Raw genomic sequence first — 15087 nt, forward strand, 5'->3', positions numbered from 1 at the left:
GCGACCTCCGCCGGGGCGCCGGCGTCGGCCGACGACGTCGCCGACCGGCGGGATCCGCCGGCCGTCGGCGACGATGCCCGGCCGCGGACGTCCGAGGGGCCGGGCCCGGTGCCGTCGCCGGCCCCCGGGCAGCCGGGCGGCAGGCAGCCGGGTGACGGCGCGCCGCCGGGCCGGACGGCTGCGCGGCCCGTCGGCCCCGGGACGGGCACCCACCGGCCGGGCGGGCCACCGGCGCCGGTGCACCGGAGCGGCGAGACCCCCGCGCACCGACCCGGCGAGGCCCCTGCGCACCGGTCGGACGAGACTCCGATGCGCCGGACCGGTGAGACCCCGGTGTACCGGCCGGGCGGCGGCCCGGCGCGGCACCGGACCGGCGAGCCCCCTGCGCGGTGGCCCGGTGCGCGTTCCGTCCCCCCGGTACCGGGCACACCGGCGCCGCCGTCGGCACGGCGTGGCCCGCCCACCCGTACCGGGCAGCGGCCGGCCGAGCCCCTGCACCGGCCGGACGCGGTCCCGCCGCGGCGCACCGGGGAGCAGCAGCGGAACGGCCACCCACGGCAACCCGCCCCCGACGACGGTGTCCCGGCCCCCGACGGCGGACAGCCCTGGCGAGCGCCCGGCCCGTCCCGCACCGACCAGCCGACCGTGCCCAACCCGGTCCGGCGGGACCCACCGGGTGAGGCCGACCAGCGCTAGTCGGCCGGGGCGGCGGCGACCGGCCGTCACCCCGCACCCCGCCGGCGACCGCCGCACAGCACCCCGCCCTCGACCAGCGGCCAGGTCGGTCCGGGGTGTCGGTGGTCACCCCGACAGCCCCCGCCCGCCGGTGGTGCGGCCGTCGTTACCGTGGTGGGGCGCCCGGCGGGCGGCGCACCCACCCACGAGGAGATGACGGGCCATGTGGCGATCGAGACCGGAGCTCGTGGTCGGCCACGAGCAGGCGATGCGCCGGATGTCCGCGTCCATGGCGCGCAACGCGACCCTGCTCGCCGTCCTGGTGGGGGTCGGCTGCGTGATCGCCTTCACGCTGCTGGCCGGGCGGCCCGGCCTCAACGGTGCCGCGATCGGCGCCCTCACGTGCACAGTGTTCGGGCTCGTCACCTCGTTCCTGGTCAGGGGTACCGCCGAGATCCCGCCCCGGTTTGTGATGCTGGCCTCAGTCACCGGCTGGCTCACCAAGTCGCTGATCCTCTTCGGGGTGCTGTTCACCTTCGGTGGGGTGCCCTGGCTGGACCGGAACGCACTCGTCGTGACCGTGCTGCTCGGCATGATCGCGACGGCGGCGGGGGAGGCCTGGGCGGTGTACCGGCTGCGGATCCTGGTGGGCGAGGTTCCGGCAGGTCCAGCCGCCTGACCTGGGGCTATTCGTCCGGTTTGTCGGCCTGTCCCAGGTGCTCGACGGGTGGACGGCCGGTGCGCCGGAGATGTCGAGTCGGTGGTGTTAACCGTTGATTACACGACGACCCGGCGGCTCGCGGACCAAGATCGTTTCTCCATGCGAAGGCCCTGGTGAGGTGCATGTCGGCCCCCGACGCTGTGTAGAAGTACGGCTGATAACATCCCGCGTCGTAGGCGATGTGGGTGATTTTCGGTGATGTGTTCCGAGCGCCCTGGTGCATCGCCCCAGAGGCACCTTGCAGGCGATCCCCGTCCGTGTGAGTCGTGGGACGGGAGCACCGGAAGGACCCCCATTGGGCGAGCTCGTACTGGCGGCTGAGGAGTTCACCCCGCCCGGTCCCAGTGTCTTCAACTACCCGCCGATCTTCGCGGGCGTCACCAAGCCGATGGTGTTGATCGTGATGTCCGCGGTCATCATCGCGGTGTACTTCGCGGTGGCGACCCGGCGGATGGCGATCGTGCCGGGGAAGGGGCAGTTCGCGCTCGAGTCGTTCTACAACGTCGCGCGCAACGGCATGGCCCGTGACCAGATCGGCAAGGACGACTTCAAGCCGTTCATCCCGCTGATCCTGGGTCTGTTCAGCTTCGTGCTGGTCAACAACTACTTCGGGATCATCCCGTTCTTCCAGATCCCGACCATGTCGAAGATCAGCTTCCCGATCGCGCTGGCGCTGGTGGTCTACGTGGCCTACCACTACGCGGGATTCCGGAAGCACGGCTTCGTCGGGTACTTCAAGCACGCCACCCTCCCCAAGGGTGTGCCGATGGCGATCGCACCACTGATCATCGTCATCGAGCTGCTGCAGAAGTTCCTGGTCCAGCCCGCCTCGCTGGCGCTGCGTCTGTTCGCGGCGATGTTCGCCGGCCACCTGATGCTGGTCCTGGTGGCCGTCGGCGCCGAGTTCATGCTGTTCGCCGGTGGTTTCCTGGTGATCCCGGCCGGGCTGGTGGTCATCGCCGGTATCGCCTTCACCTTCCTGGAGGCGCTGGTGATGACGATCCAGGCCTACATCTTCGCGCTGCTGGCGTCGGTGTTCATCGGCGCGGCGGTGGCCGAGGAGCACTAGGAGTACCCACCCCGGCGCCCCGGCGCCGACCTGAACCCGCCGGTTCGTCCGGCCCATCCCCGAACGACCCCCGCCCGAGGGCGGACCCGACGGAAGGAACCCCGAAGTGAGCGCAACGCAGCAGATCCTCGCCCAGGCCGCCGACAACAACGCCGGCTACGCGGCCATCGGCTACGGCCTGAGCGCCATCGGCGCCGGCATCGGCGTCGGCCTGATCTGGTCGGCCGTCGTCAACGGCACCGCCCGCCAGCCGGAGGCCCGCGGCCAGCTGATGGGTATCGGCTGGGCGACCTTCGTGCTCGCCGAGCTGGTGGCGCTGATCGGTCTGGTCGTCTTCTTCATCGCCTCGGCCTGATCGTCGTCCCTGATCCCGGCCCGCTGCCGGCGGCGTGGGACACGTCACGGAAGGACATATGGTGGAACGACTGATCCTCGCCGCCGAGGAACCCTCACCGATCGCCGTCTACCCGGCAGAGCTCGTGCTCGGCCTGGTCTCCTTCGCCATCCTGTTTTTCGTCCTCTGGAAGTTCGCGGTGCCGCGCTTCGAGAAGCTCTACGAGGAGCGGACCGACGCCATCGAGGGCGGCCTGAAGCGCGCCCAGGAGGCGCAGGAGCAGGCGGACCGGCTGAAGAAGGAGTACGAGGACCAGCTGGCCGGCCTGCGGGCCGAGGCCGCGCGCATCCGCGACGACGCGCGCGCCGAGGGCCAGCAGATCAAGGCCGAGCTGCGGGAGGAGGCCGAGCAGGAGGCCGCGCGCATCAAGGCCCGTGGCGACGAGCAGATCGCCGCCGCCCGCGCCGCCGCCGAGCGGTCGCTGCGCGGAGAGGTCGGCGGGCTGTCGGTGCAGCTGGCCGAGCGCCTGCTGCGCGAGCAGCTGGCCGACGACTCGCGGCGCTCCGCGACCATCGACTCGTTCCTCGCCGACCTCGGTGAGACCGGCCAGCGGAGCGGGGCGAGCTGATGGCCCAGGTCCTGCAGGCCGCCACCCGGGAGGCGCTGGCCGGTCTCATCGAGCGGCTGGACGCCTACACCGACGGCGCCCCCGCCCGCGAGCTGACCACGACCGCCGACGAGCTGTTCTCGGTGGCCCGCTTCCTCGACGGCGAGCGGCAGGTGCGCAGGCTGCTGGCCGACGCGAGCTCGCCCGAGCAGGCGCGGGTCGACCTGGTGCAGCGACTGCTCGGCGGGAAGCTCTCGCAGCCGGTCCTGGACCTGGTCGCCGAACTGGTCCGCAAGCGCTGGTCGAAGCCGCGCGACATCGTCCTCGCGGCCGAGACGCTGGCCCGCCGGGCCACCCTGTCGACGGCCGCCCGCAACGGCTCCCTCGACGAGGTCGAGGACCAGCTGTTCCGGTTCGGCCGCATCCTCGCCCGCGAGCCGGAGCTGAACGCGCTGCTCGCCGACACCACCAAGCCCGTCGACGGGCGGCTCCAGCTGCTCGACGGCGTACTCGGTGACCGGGCCTACCCGACCACCGCCACCCTGCTCCGCCAGACCGTGCGGCTGCCGCGCGGCAGGCACCTCGACGTCCTCGCCGAGGAGCTCGCCGATCTCGCCGCCGCGCTGCGGGAGCGCTCGGTGGCGAAGGTGCGGACCTCCGTCGCGCTGACCCCGGAGCAGGAGTCGGCGCTCGCCGACACCCTCGGCCGCATCTACGGCCGCACGATCTCCCTGCAGGTTGAGCTCGACCGGGACCTCCTCGGAGGTCTGGTCGTGCAGGTCGGCGGCGAGGTCATCGACGGTAGCGTGGCGGGCAGACTCGCCGCCGCACGCCGTTCCCTGCCCAGCTGACCTGCCCGAGGGCGCACCGCCGGCCCCCGGCGGCACGATCTCAGGTCCCGTTCGAGAGAAGGAACGACGCAGCCATGACAGAGCTGACGATCTCCTCCGAGGAGATCCGGAGTGCGATCTCCAGCTACGTCTCGTCGCTGGAGAACGACACCGACCGCCGTGAGGTCGGGGCCGTGTCCGACACCGGCGACGGCATCGCCCACATCGAGGGCCTGCCCTCGGCCATGACGAACGAGCTGCTCGAGTTCGACGGCGGCGTCCGCGGCGTCGCGCTGAACCTGGAGCCGAACGAGATCGGCGCGGTCGTCCTCGGCGACTACACCGGCATCGAGGAGGGCCAGCAGGTCACCCGCACCGGCGAGGTGCTGTCGGTGCCGGTCGGCGAGGGCTACCTGGGCCGGGTCGTCGACCCGCTGGGCAACCCCATCGACGGCCTCGGCGACATCGAGACCGACTCCCGCCGCGTGCTGGAGCTGCAGGCCGCGTCGGTGATGGAGCGCCAGTCGGTGCACGAGCCGCTACAGACCGGCATCAAGGCGATCGACGCGATGACGCCGATCGGCCGCGGCCAGCGGCAGCTGGTGATCGGCGACCGCAAGACCGGCAAGACCGCGGTCTGCGTCGACACGATCATCAACCAGAAGGAGAACTGGGCGTCCGGCGACCCGAAGAAGCAGGTCCGCTGCATCTACGTCGCCATCGGCCAGAAGGGCTCCACGATCGCCGGTGTCCGGCAGTCCCTGGAGGACGCCGGCGCGCTGGAGTACACGACGATCGTCGCGTCCCCGGCGTCCGACCCGGCCGGCTACAAGTGGCTCGCCCCCTACACCGGCTCGGCCATCGGCCAGCACTGGATGTACCAGGGCAAGCACGTCCTGATCGTGTTCGACGACCTGTCCAAGCAGGCCGAGGCCTACCGCGCGATCTCGCTGCTGCTGCGCCGCCCGCCGGGCCGCGAGGCGTACCCGGGTGACGTCTTCTACCTGCACTCGCGGCTGCTCGAGCGCTGCGCGAAGCTCTCCGACGAGCTCGGCGCCGGCTCGATGACCGGTCTGCCGATCATCGAGACCAAGGCGAACGACGTGTCGGCCTACATCCCGACCAACGTCATCTCGATCACCGACGGCCAGGTCTTCCTGGAGTCCGACCTGTTCAACCAGGGCGTCCGGCCGGCGATCAACGTCGGTATCTCGGTCTCTCGGGTCGGCGGGGACGCCCAGGTCAAGGCGATGAAGACGGTGTCCGGCTCGCTGCGTCTGGACCTGTCGCAGTACCGCGAGCTGGAGGCGTTCGCCGCCTTCGGCTCCGACCTCGACGCCGCCTCGGCCGCCGCGCTGGGCCGCGGTGAGCGGCTGGTGGAGCTGCTCAAGCAGGCGCAGTACGCGCCGGTCGCGGTGCAGGACCAGGTCGTCTCGATCTGGCTGGGCACCAGCGGCAAGCTGGACTCGGTGCCGGTCGCCGACGTGCAGCGCTTCGAGGCGGAGTTCCGCGAGTACAGCCGCCGGCACGCCTCGGGTCCGCTGAACGAGATCGTCGACACCGGGAAGCTCTCGGACGACGCGATCGAGACCCTGACCAAGGCCGTGGACGAGTTCAAGCGCAACGAGTTCACCGCCTCCGACGGCTCGTCCGTCGTCCCGAACGAGAAGCCCGCCGAGGCCCTCGACGAGGACGACGTCGACCAGGAGACCGTCACGGTCAAGAAGAACTGAGGCTGATACCAGATGGCGGCACAGATCCGGGTGCTGCGCCGGCGTATCCGGTCGACGCAGTCCATCAAGAAGATCACCCGATCCCAGGAGCTGATCGCGACCTCACGGATCGCGAAGGCCAGGGCGCGGGTGAACGAGGCGCGCCCCTACGCGGAGCTGATGACGAGCACGCTGTCGGAGCTGGCGTCGAACTCGGCGCTGGACCACCCGCTGCTGGTCGAGCGGGAGACCCCGAAGCGGGCCGCGGTGCTGGTCGTGACCAGCGACCGCGGCCAGTGCGGCGGCTACAACGCCAACGTGCTCAAGGAGGCCGAGCAGCTGCAGTCCCTGCTCCGTGAGCAGGGCAAGGAGCCGGTGCTCTACGTGATCGGCCGCAAGGGCGTCTCGTACTACCGGTTCCGCAACCGGCCGATCGAGCAGTCCTGGACCGGCTTCTCCGAGCAGCCCGGCTACGAGCACGCGGCCGAGGCGGCGAAGACGCTGGTGGACGCGTTCATGGCGGGGGTCGACGACCCCGAGGGCGAGGCGGCCGAGGACGGCGTGCACGGCGTGGACGAACTCCACCTCGTGTACACCAGCTTCAAGAACATGATCACCCAGGTGCCGCAGGCCCGGCGGATGGCACCGCTCGAGGTCCAGTACTCCGGCGGGGTCTCCGCGGAGGCGGGCCCGGCCGACGAGGACGCGCAGGACGAGTTCCCGACCGGCGGCCCGGACTCGGGCCCCCAGTCGCTGTACGAGTTCGAGCCGGACGCGGACACGCTGTTCGACGCGCTGCTGCCGAAGTACATCGGGGCCCGCCTCTACGCGGCCCTGCTGGAGTCGGCGGCGTCGGAGTCGGCGAACCGCCAGCGGGCCATGAAGGCCGCCACGGACAACGCGAACGAATTGATCCGTAGTCTGACACTGGAGGCCAACCAGGCACGTCAGGCTCAGATCACCCAGGAGATCAGCGAGATCGTCGGTGGTGTCGACGCTCTCGCCAGCGCAGGAAGTGAGAGCTGATGACCACGACCACTGCCGAAACGTCGGCCGGTCCGATCACCGGGCGCGTCGTCCAGGTGACCGGTCCGGTCGTCGACGTCGAGTTCCCGCGCAACCAGGTCCCGGACCTGTACAACGCGCTGACGCTCGACGTCGACCTCTCCGGTGACAAGCGCAAGCTGACCCTGGAGATCGCCCAGCACCTGGGCGACAACCTCGTCCGGGCCATCTCCATGCAGCCGACCGACGGCGTCGTGCGCGGCCAGGAGGTCACCGACCTCGGCCGGCCGATCTCGGTGCCGGTGGGCGACCAGGTCAAGGGGCACGTGTTCAACGCGCTCGGCGACTGCCTGGACGACCCGAACATCCAGTTCACCGGCGACCTGCGGTCGATCCACCAGAAGGCGCCGCGGTTCGACCAGCTCGAGGGCAAGACCGAGATGCTGGAGACCGGCATCAAGGTCCTCGACCTGATGACGCCGTACGTGGTCGGCGGGAAGATCGGCCTGTTCGGCGGCGCGGGCGTCGGCAAGACCGTGCTGATCCAGGAGATGATCCAGCGTGTCGCGCTGAACTTCGGTGGCACCTCGGTGTTCGCCGGCGTCGGCGAGCGCACCCGTGAGGGCAACGACCTCATCACGGAGATGACCGAGTCGGGCGTCATGAAGAACACCGCCCTGGTGTTCGGCCAGATGGACGAGCCGCCGGGCACCCGTATGCGGGTCGCGCTGTCCGCGCTGACCATGGCGGAGTACTTCCGGGACGCGCAGGACCAGGACGTCCTGCTGTTCATCGACAACATCTTCCGGTTCACCCAGGCCGGCCAGGAGGTGTCCACCCTGCTGGGCCGGATGCCGTCCGCGGTGGGCTACCAGCCCACCCTGGCCGACGAGATGGGCGAGCTGCAGGAGCGGATCACCTCGACCCGGGGCCGGTCGATCACCTCGATGCAGGCGATCTACGTCCCCGCGGACGACTACACCGACCCGGCGCCGGCGACCACGTTCGCCCACCTGGACGCCACCACCGAGCTCTCCCGGCCGATCTCCCAGAAGGGGATCTACCCGGCGGTGGACCCGCTGACCTCGACGTCGCGGATCCTGGACCCGCAGTACGTCGGCGACGAGCACTTCCGGGTCGCCAACGAGGTGAAGCGGATCCTGCAGAAGTACAACGACCTGCAGGACATCATCGCCATCCTCGGCATCGACGAGCTGTCCGAGGAGGACAAGCAGCTGGTCGGCCGGGCCCGCCGGATCGAGCGGTTCCTGTCCCAGAACCTGCTGGTCGCCGAGCAGTTCACCGGCCAGCCGGGTTCGACGGTCCCGCTGAAGGAGACCATCGAGGCGTTCGACAAGATCGCCAAGGGCGAGTTCGACGACGTGCCCGAGCAGGCGTTCTTCCTCTGCGGTGGTCTCGAGGACCTGGAGAAGAACCGCAAGAAGCTGGAAGGGTGACATGCCGGCTGAGATGACCGTGGAGCTGGTCTCGGTCGAGCGCAGGCTGTGGTCGGGCGACGCGCGCTTCGTGCTCGCCCGGACCACCGTCGGCGAGGTCGGCATCCTGCCCGGCCACCAGCCGATGCTGGCCCAGCTGGAGGAGGCCGGCGTCGTCCGGATCGACGCGACCGACGGCACGAAGCGCACCATCGCGGTGCACGGCGGGTTCCTGTCGGTCTCCGCGGAGCGGGTGTCGATCCTGGCCGAGTTCGCCGAGCAGTCCGACGAGATCGACGTCGACCGCGCCCGGCGGGCGCTGGAGCGGGCCGACGACTCCGACGAGGGTGCGGCCGCCAAGGCCCGCGCGGAGGCCCGCCTCCGCGCGGCCGAGGCCAACTAGGGGCGGGGGAGACACACGGCGGTGGAGCTGATCGCGGCGATAGTCGGAGTTCTGCTGCTGTGTCTGGTCGTCCCACTGGTCTGGCTCGCCGTACGGCGGGTGCGACTGATGCGTAACGGCGGCGTGGACCTGTGTCTGCGCCGCCGTTTCGCTGTCACGGACTGGCACTTCGGGGTGGGCCGCTACGAGGGCGAGCGGTTCGCCTGGTACCGGCTCACCAGCTTCCGGATCGGCCCGACGGTCGTCGTCGAGCGGGGTGAGCTGGAGATCGTCGACCGGCGCCCGCCGCACCGCTCCGAGGAGTTCGCGATCCCGATGGCGGTCGAGGTGCTGCGCTGCCGCGGCCGGGACGCGGGCGGCCGCGAGATCGACGTCGAGCTCGCGATGTCGTCCGACGTGCGGACCGGCTTCATGGCGTGGCTGGAGTCGACGCCGCCGGGCCCCAACCACTACCGCGAGGCGTCGTAGCGGCGGACCCGGCCCGCGTCAGGACCGGGGAGCGCCGTGCGGTCCGCCCGGCTGCCACAGCACGTCGCCGTCCGGGTTCGCGACCCGGCCCAGGATGAACAGCAGGTCCGACAGCCGGTTCAGGTACTGCGCGGTCAGCGGGTTGGTGCGCTCCGCGTCGTCCTCCAGCAGCGCCCACACCGACCGCTCGGCACGCCGGGTGACGGTCCGGGCGACGTGCAGGTACGCCGCGCCGGGGGTGCCGCCGGGCAGGATGAACGAGCTGAGCTTCGGCAGCTCCGGGTTGAACTCGTCGCACCAGCCCTCGAGCCGGGTCACGTAGCCCTCGGTGACCCGCAGCGGCGGGTACTCGGGGTTCTCGACGATCGGCGCGCACAGGTCCGCGCCGACGTCGAACAGGTCGTTCTGGATCTGCCGCAGCGGATCGGCGACCCGCTCGGCGAGCCCGCCGAGGGTGACCGCGACCCCGATCGCGGCATTCGCCTCATCGGTGTCGGCGTAGGCGGCCAGCCGCGGGTCCGTCTTGCGGACCCGGCTGAAGTCGCCGAGGGCCGTCGTGCCGTCGTCGCCGGTCTTCGTGTAGATCCGAGTCAGGTGTACCGCCACATCGACAGGCTATGCGGCGCGGCGACATGCCGACCAGACCGGACCGGCCGTCCCGCCCACGACAACCGTTGGGTGTGTTGCGCCGGACGGTGCAACCTCACTCCGACACGTCGGGGTGTGCCCGGGGGCCGGTGGCCGTCCCGTTACCGTTCGAGGCGTGGTGGAGCATTTCGCGGTCCGTGGCGGGGCCCGGCTGAGCGGGTCCGTCGACGTCGTCGGGGCGAAGAACAGCGTGCTCAAGCTGATGGCGGCGGCGCTGCTCGCCGAGGGCCGGACGACGCTGGAGAACTGCCCGGAGATCCTGGACGTGCCGCTGATGGCCGACGTCCTGCGCAGCCTGGGCTGCACGGTGACGATCGAGGGCCCGACGGTGCACCTCGACGTCCCGGCCGATCCCGGCGCCGAGGCCGACTACCGGTCGGTGTCGAAGCTGCGGGCGTCGGTCTGCGTGCTCGGGCCGCTGGTGGCGCGCTGCCGGCGGGCGGTCGTCCCGCTGCCCGGTGGCGACGCGATCGGCTCCCGCCCGCTGGACATGCACCAGAACGGGCTGCGCAAGCTCGGAGCGACGACCGACATCGTGCACGGCAGCGTCACCGCCTCCGCCGGGGACCTGCACGGCGCGCAGATCTGGCTGGACTTCCCCAGCGTCGGCGCCACCGAGAACATCCTGATGGCCGCCGTGCTCGCCGAGGGCACCACGGTCATCGACAACGCCGCCCGCGAGCCGGAGATCGTCGATCTCTGCGTGATGCTGCAGCAGATGGGCGCGAAGCTGGAGGGCGTCGGCTCGTCCACCCTGATCGTGCACGGCGTGACCGGGCTGCAGCCGACCACGCACCGGGTGATCGGGGACCGGATCGTCGGTGCGACCTGGGCATTCGCCGCCGCGATGACGCGCGGCGAGGTGACCGTGCGCGGCGTCGACCCGCACCACATCGACCTGGTGCTGGACAAGCTGCGCAGCGCGGGCGCCGAGATCACCGTCGGCGACCACCAGTTCACCGTCGCCCAGGCGGAGCGCTCGCAGGCGGTGGACTTCGTGACGCTGCCCTACCCGGGCTTCGCGACCGACCTGCAGCCGATGGCGATCGCCCTGTCCGCGGTCGCCGACGGCACCTCGATGATCACCGAGAACGTGTTCGAGGCCCGGTTCCGGTTCGTCGACGAGATGGTGCGGCTCGGCGCCGACGCCCGCACCGACGGCCATCACGCCGTCGTCCGCGGGCGGCCGGAGCTGTCCAGCGCGCCGGTGTGGGCCAGCGACATCCGGGCCGGCGCCGGGCTGGTGCTGGCCGGGCTCTGCGCGCGCGGCTCCACCGAGGTGTGGGACGTCGCGCACATCGACCGCGGCTACCCCCGGTTCGTGGAGAACCTCAGCGCGCTCGGCGCGGACATCGCCCGGGTCGCCGGCGAGCCGGAGCGCTAGGAGCTAACCGGCGGGCGTCCGGAGGGCGGGCTCGTAGGGGGCGCCGAACCGGGACCCGTCGAACACCCGGCGGACGACCGGATCGCCGCCGTCGCAGCCGATGTCGACGGCCGCGATCCGGGTGGCTCCCCGCTGCGTGGCGTCCGGCGGGGTGAACGACAGGTAGGCGCGCAGCCGGTGCACCGAGCCCGGCAGGTAGACCGCCGAGCGCAGTGACGGGCTGCGCTCCAGGGCGGTCCCGGTCCCGGCCACGACGTGATCGCGCACGGCCCGGTCGAGCACCGGCTCCAGCGTGGCCAGCCGGTCGTCGGTCAGCGCCGGCCCGAAGTCCCGGCCGGCGGGCTGCTCGATCCCGTCGCCGCCCGCGAGCACCCGGGTGGCGTGCCGGACCTCGGCGTCCAGGGCCAGGCCCTGCTCGGCGGACCGGAGCACCGCCGGGAGCCCGGGATCGACGGCACCGGCCGGCCGGGCCCGCTCCGGGGCGACCGAGACCCGCAGGTCGACGCCGTGCCGGTCGGTCGCCAGCGCGGCCGCGCAGCGGTCCAGCAGCGGGAGCAGCCCGGCACCGGCGTCGCGGTCGACGTCGGCGAGCACGGTCAGCACGATCCGCAGGTGTGACGCGGCGTCCGGTGCGGCCGGCCGACCGCGGTCCGACCAGGAGATCTCGGTGACGCCGCCGATCCGGGCCCCGCACGGTCCCGCTGTCAGCGCGCGCAGCGTCGCGGCGGCGGACCGCGCCTCGTCGGCCCGCTCGGCGACCCGGCGCAGGCAGTCCGGGCCGCAGTCCGGATCGATCCCGAAGCGCAGGACGGCGTCCGGGTCGTCGACCAGGCCGGCCAGCACGATCGGCGGGCCGTCCCCGTCCGGCTCGTCGACCTGCAGGATCCGCAGTCCGCCCGGCACGGCGTCGTCGGCGATCCGCTGGGCCACCCGCTCGGGACGGTCGGTGACCCCGACGACCACCGCGGCGACGGCGAGGATCCCGACGAGCCCGACGATCACGAGTACTCCCCGGCGCATGCCCGGACGGTAGCCGGGTGGGCCCGGACGGGTCCTCCGTAGCACCACCGTGGCCCGTGGAGCGTTGTGCCGGGCTACCGGTCACGGAACGACGTCGCGTTCCGCTCCTCGACGAGGCCGTACTCCTGGGCGGCCAGGTCCAGGCGCTCGCACGCCTCGCGGAGTTCCTCCACCCACGCCTTGTGCGTGTCGAGGATGTGGTTGATCTGGGCCTGGAACATCCGCTGCGCGTCGATCGAGACGGGGTCGTCGCCGCACCGGGGGATGGCCCGGAGATCGCTCGCTTCCCGCAGGGCCTGTTGGACGGAGTCGATCTCGCGCAGCAACACGGCCCCGTCGCGAACGGACTCAGCCCGCCGGCCGGAGGTTGCGCAGCGCCTGCGAGGTCAGGAGCGTCGTCTTCCCACAGACCTCGTCGAAGTCCTTGATCGAGCCGTCCCCGTTCGACGCGGTCGCCATCACCTGGACACGGATCCCGTGCGGGTCGGAGGCGTCGATGTAGTGCGAGCACAGAGGGAACGAGTCGCCGAAGGCGGTGCTCTGCACGACGCCGTTGCCGTCCACGACGTGCACGGTGGAGTCCGGGGTGCCGACGACGACCGCCGCGGGCAGCGGGAGGCTCTGGACGGAGTAGTTGTAGCCGTCGTCGAAGTTGCTCCAGCCGCAGATCCGGGTCGGGCCGTCGCCCAGGTCGCCGGTGCCGGGCTCCCCGGGGCCGACTCCGCCGGTCGGGCCACGGACGTTCTCCGGACGGGTGAGGGGGCGCTCAGGCTAGCGGTCGGTGCCCGCCGCCCGTGGCGGAACCGACGACCCCACGGAGGGCTCGGCCGTGCCGGTGGGGTGGCCGGCCCCGCGCGCTGCGGCCGTGACCCGATCGTGGCAGTCTTCCCGTCACACTGACGAGGAGGTCGCCATGGTGCGCACGCCCGACACCGCCGACGTGGCCAGGGCCGGCCGCGGAGCGCGGGACGTGGCCCACTCCGCCCCGGTCCGGATCGCGGCCCGGGTCGGGATCGCCGCCAACGGCGTCCTGCACCTGCTGATCGGCTGGCTGGCCGTGCAGGTCGCGCTCGGCTCCGGAGGGCAGGCCGACCAGAATGGCGCGCTCGGCGCCATCGCCGCGGAGCCGCTCGGCCGGGCGTTCCTGTGGGTGCTCGTCGTCGGGTTCGCGGCCGTCGTGCTGTGGCGCTCGGTGTCGGCGGTGTGGGGGTTCGGCTACCTCGGTGACCGGAAGAAGCAGCTCGCGAAGCGGCTGGTCTCCGCCGGGCTGGCGGTGGTCTACCTGGTCCTGGCGATCGCGGCGGCGACCACCGCGATCCGCGGCCGGGCGTCGTCGGGCAGCGGCGGCCAGGCCACCGCCGGGCTGCTCGGGCTGCCGGGCGGGCAGATCATCACCGCGCTCGTCGGCCTCGGCGTCGTCATCGGCGGTGGCGTCATGATCTGGAACGGCTGGACGAAGCGGTTCATGGAGGACCAGGACCTCGCCGGCGCAGACACCCGGGCCCGGCGGCTCAACGCGCGCACCGGCCAGGTCGGGTTCATCGCCAAGGGCATCGCGTTCGGGGTGCTCGGGATCCTGCTCGGCGTCGCCGCGCTGACCTTCGACCCGCAGCGGGCGAACGGCCTGGACTCGGCGCTGAAGACGCTGCGCGAGCAGCCCTACGGGGTGTTCCTGCTGATCGCGGTGGGACTGGGGATCGCCTGCTACGGGGTCTTCTGCTTCCTCGACGCCCGGTACCACCGGGTCACCTGAACGACCCGGCGGTCTCGTCCTCGACGAGGTCGTACTGGACGGCGGCCTCGTGCAGTTCGGCCAGGTGCACGTCCTGTGCGTGAAGAATCCTGTTGATCTTGTCCTGGAACGCGTGTTGGGCATCCCGTGAGACCGGGTCGTCGCCGCAGCGCGGGATTCTTCGCAGGTCGGACGCCTTGTGCAGGGCATCCTGTATGGCATTCGCCTGACGTTCGAGAATCGCATGTGTCTGCAGGACGTTGCCGATATGGATCTGGGTCGTCAGCGAGTCGGACGCCGTTCCCCGGGGCAGCTGCGCGTCGATGTCCATGTGCCGGAAGGTAGGGGCCGGTCGCGTGGAAGACGGCGCTCCCGGCGATGGACTTCGCGGGAGCGAACCGTCACGACACGGGGCGCAGGTTCCGCAGGGCCTGTGCGGTGAGCAGAGCGGTTCTGTCGCACACCTCGTCGATCCTGCTGTTCGAACCGTCCCGCGCCGATCCGGTCAGGGTCACCTGGATGCGGAGGCCGTTGGTGTCGGAGGCGTCGACGTAGCGCGCGCACAACGGCACCGGATACTCGGGCTCGGCGACCTGGACGACCCCGTATCCCTCGACGACGTCGAGAGTGCTGCCCGGGCTGCCGACCACTGCGGCGGCGGGATCGGGCAGCGTCTGGACGGTGTAGTTGTAGCCGTCGTCGTAGTTGCGCCACCCGCAGGTCCGGGTCGGCCCGTCGGTGAGCTGGGCGGTACCGGGTTCACCGGGCCCGACCCCGAGCGCGCCCAGCTGGTCGGGGGTCAGCGCGGAACAGAGATCGACGGTGGCGGTGTCGATGTCGGCCGGCCGGGGCGGGAACGGACCGGTGGGCTCCCCGGGCCCGCACCCGGCGAGAAGCACCACCAGCGCCGTGAGGAGGGCTCGGCCGACGGTCCGACATGCCATGGCGCCTCCAGGGAGAACGGGGGATCCCAGGTTAGCGCCGGTGATCACTGTCCGGTGTGGATCCGGACAGCAACATCACCGACCCGTCGCCGAGGGCCC

At 71.8% G+C, this 15087-nt stretch carries 18 protein-coding genes; 12 read left to right on the top strand and 6 right to left on the bottom strand.

Annotated elements, in window-relative coordinates; translation table 11 throughout:
- The first annotated feature begins 898 nt into the window (after positions 1-898).
- The 10 genes from ACVJO7_RS15925 (at position 899) to ACVJO7_RS15970 (ending at position 9260) form a co-directional block, all read left to right on the top strand.
- Positions 899-1354 carry a Cg1360 family ATP-synthase-associated protein gene (locus ACVJO7_RS15925; protein ID WP_491673516.1) on the top strand — a complete coding sequence of 152 codons (456 nt, stop codon included), beginning with the start codon at positions 899-901 and terminating at the stop codon, positions 1352-1354.
- Positions 1355-1691: 337 nt separating this feature from the next.
- A complete protein-coding gene (gene atpB, locus ACVJO7_RS15930) occupies positions 1692-2465 on the top strand; it encodes a F0F1 ATP synthase subunit A (RefSeq protein ID WP_344024417.1) in 774 nt (257 codons plus the stop codon).
- A 106-nt stretch (positions 2466-2571) separates the two neighbouring features.
- Positions 2572-2820, top strand: a complete 249-nt coding sequence (locus ACVJO7_RS15935) for an ATP synthase subunit c family protein (protein ID WP_085910746.1) — start codon at positions 2572-2574, stop codon at positions 2818-2820.
- A gap of 58 nt (positions 2821-2878) precedes the next feature.
- Positions 2879-3427 carry a F0F1 ATP synthase subunit B gene (locus tag ACVJO7_RS15940; protein WP_344024422.1) on the top strand — a complete coding sequence of 183 codons (549 nt, stop codon included), beginning with the start codon at positions 2879-2881 and terminating at the stop codon, positions 3425-3427.
- Positions 3427-4257, top strand: coding sequence for a F0F1 ATP synthase subunit delta (locus tag ACVJO7_RS15945; protein WP_344024424.1), 831 nt, complete (start codon positions 3427-3429; stop codon positions 4255-4257). The genes ACVJO7_RS15940 and ACVJO7_RS15945 overlap by 1 nt, the downstream gene beginning before the upstream one ends.
- Before the next feature lie 74 nt (positions 4258-4331).
- On the top strand, positions 4332-5969 hold the full coding sequence (gene atpA, locus ACVJO7_RS15950; RefSeq protein WP_491673517.1) for a F0F1 ATP synthase subunit alpha: 1638 nt from the start codon (positions 4332-4334) through the stop codon (positions 5967-5969).
- A gap of 12 nt (positions 5970-5981) precedes the next feature.
- Positions 5982-6974 (top strand): F0F1 ATP synthase subunit gamma, encoded by a 993-nt coding sequence (locus ACVJO7_RS15955; protein ID WP_344024428.1) that lies wholly within the window; start codon positions 5982-5984, stop codon positions 6972-6974.
- The gene (gene atpD, locus ACVJO7_RS15960; RefSeq protein ID WP_344024430.1) at positions 6974-8410 is read left to right on the top strand and encodes a F0F1 ATP synthase subunit beta; all 1437 of its coding nucleotides are present in this window, start codon (positions 6974-6976) and stop codon (positions 8408-8410) included. The genes ACVJO7_RS15955 and atpD overlap by 1 nt, the downstream gene beginning before the upstream one ends.
- Positions 8411-8423: 13 nt before the next feature.
- Complete coding sequence (locus ACVJO7_RS15965) at positions 8424-8792, top strand: F0F1 ATP synthase subunit epsilon (RefSeq protein WP_344024516.1); 369 nt, start codon at positions 8424-8426, stop codon at positions 8790-8792.
- 21 nt (positions 8793-8813) lie between these two features.
- A complete protein-coding gene (locus ACVJO7_RS15970; protein WP_491673518.1) occupies positions 8814-9260 on the top strand; it encodes a DUF2550 domain-containing protein in 447 nt (148 codons plus the stop codon).
- An 18-nt stretch (positions 9261-9278) separates the two neighbouring features.
- On the opposite strand, the gene ACVJO7_RS15975 is transcribed toward ACVJO7_RS15970, so the two are convergent.
- Positions 9279-9866 (bottom strand): cob(I)yrinic acid a,c-diamide adenosyltransferase, encoded by a 588-nt coding sequence (locus tag ACVJO7_RS15975; protein ID WP_344024436.1) that lies wholly within the window; start codon positions 9864-9866, stop codon positions 9279-9281.
- Between the two features lie 157 nt (positions 9867-10023).
- Here ACVJO7_RS15975 and murA point away from each other — a divergent pair, with 157 nt between their 5' ends.
- Complete coding sequence (murA, locus tag ACVJO7_RS15980; RefSeq protein ID WP_491673519.1) at positions 10024-11292, top strand: UDP-N-acetylglucosamine 1-carboxyvinyltransferase; 1269 nt, start codon at positions 10024-10026, stop codon at positions 11290-11292.
- Between the two features lie 3 nt (positions 11293-11295).
- Here the strand turns inward: murA and ACVJO7_RS15985 are convergent, their stop codons facing one another.
- The 3 genes from ACVJO7_RS15985 to ACVJO7_RS15995 form a co-directional block, all read right to left on the bottom strand.
- A complete protein-coding gene (locus ACVJO7_RS15985; RefSeq protein ID WP_491673520.1) occupies positions 11296-12312 on the bottom strand; it encodes a hypothetical protein in 1017 nt (338 codons plus the stop codon).
- A 74-nt stretch (positions 12313-12386) separates the two neighbouring features.
- Positions 12387-12641, bottom strand: coding sequence for a hypothetical protein (locus ACVJO7_RS15990; RefSeq protein WP_491673521.1), 255 nt, complete (start codon positions 12639-12641; stop codon positions 12387-12389).
- 19 nt (positions 12642-12660) lie between these two features.
- Positions 12661-12876 carry a hypothetical protein gene (locus ACVJO7_RS15995; protein WP_491673522.1) on the bottom strand — a complete coding sequence of 72 codons (216 nt, stop codon included), beginning with the start codon at positions 12874-12876 and terminating at the stop codon, positions 12661-12663.
- Between the two features lie 349 nt (positions 12877-13225).
- On the opposite strand from ACVJO7_RS15995, the gene ACVJO7_RS16000 reads away from it, so the two are divergent.
- Entirely contained in the window at positions 13226-14065 is an 840-nt protein-coding gene (locus tag ACVJO7_RS16000) for a DUF1206 domain-containing protein (RefSeq protein ID WP_344024446.1), read from the top strand.
- On the opposite strand, the gene ACVJO7_RS16005 is transcribed toward ACVJO7_RS16000, so the two are convergent.
- Both ACVJO7_RS16005 and ACVJO7_RS16010 read right to left on the bottom strand, forming a co-directional pair.
- On the bottom strand, positions 14058-14375 hold the full coding sequence (locus tag ACVJO7_RS16005; protein ID WP_491673523.1) for a PE domain-containing protein: 318 nt from the start codon (positions 14373-14375) through the stop codon (positions 14058-14060). The two genes, ACVJO7_RS16000 and ACVJO7_RS16005, sit on opposite strands and share 8 nt — an antisense overlap.
- Before the next feature lie 70 nt (positions 14376-14445).
- Positions 14446-14988, bottom strand: coding sequence for a DUF3558 family protein (locus tag ACVJO7_RS16010; protein WP_491673524.1), 543 nt, complete (start codon positions 14986-14988; stop codon positions 14446-14448).
- Positions 14989-15087: the final 99 nt, after the last annotated feature.

Source organism: Pseudonocardia sp. DxW (genome assembly GCF_058448985.1).

Excerpts from the sequence above, each read along its gene's own strand:
- ACVJO7_RS15925 (WP_491673516.1), top strand. The coding sequence starts at position 899 with ATGTGGCGATCGAGACCGGAGCTCGTGGTCGGCCACGAGCAGGCGATG.
- ACVJO7_RS16010 (WP_491673524.1), bottom strand. The coding sequence starts at position 14,988 with ATGGCATGTCGGACCGTCGGCCGAGCCCTCCTCACGGCGCTGGTGGTG.
- ACVJO7_RS16005 (WP_491673523.1), bottom strand. The coding sequence starts at position 14,375 with ATGGACATCGACGCGCAGCTGCCCCGGGGAACGGCGTCCGACTCGCTG.
- atpA (WP_491673517.1), top strand. The coding sequence starts at position 4,332 with ATGACAGAGCTGACGATCTCCTCCGAGGAGATCCGGAGTGCGATCTCC.
- ACVJO7_RS15965 (WP_344024516.1), top strand. The coding sequence starts at position 8,424 with ATGACCGTGGAGCTGGTCTCGGTCGAGCGCAGGCTGTGGTCGGGCGAC.
- ACVJO7_RS15985 (WP_491673520.1), bottom strand. The coding sequence starts at position 12,312 with ATGCGCCGGGGAGTACTCGTGATCGTCGGGCTCGTCGGGATCCTCGCC.
- ACVJO7_RS16000 (WP_344024446.1), top strand. The coding sequence starts at position 13,226 with ATGGTGCGCACGCCCGACACCGCCGACGTGGCCAGGGCCGGCCGCGGA.
- ACVJO7_RS15945 (WP_344024424.1), top strand. The coding sequence starts at position 3,427 with ATGGCCCAGGTCCTGCAGGCCGCCACCCGGGAGGCGCTGGCCGGTCTC.
- ACVJO7_RS15955 (WP_344024428.1), top strand. The coding sequence starts at position 5,982 with ATGGCGGCACAGATCCGGGTGCTGCGCCGGCGTATCCGGTCGACGCAG.
- ACVJO7_RS15940 (WP_344024422.1), top strand. The coding sequence starts at position 2,879 with ATGGTGGAACGACTGATCCTCGCCGCCGAGGAACCCTCACCGATCGCC.
- atpD (WP_344024430.1), top strand. The coding sequence starts at position 6,974 with ATGACCACGACCACTGCCGAAACGTCGGCCGGTCCGATCACCGGGCGC.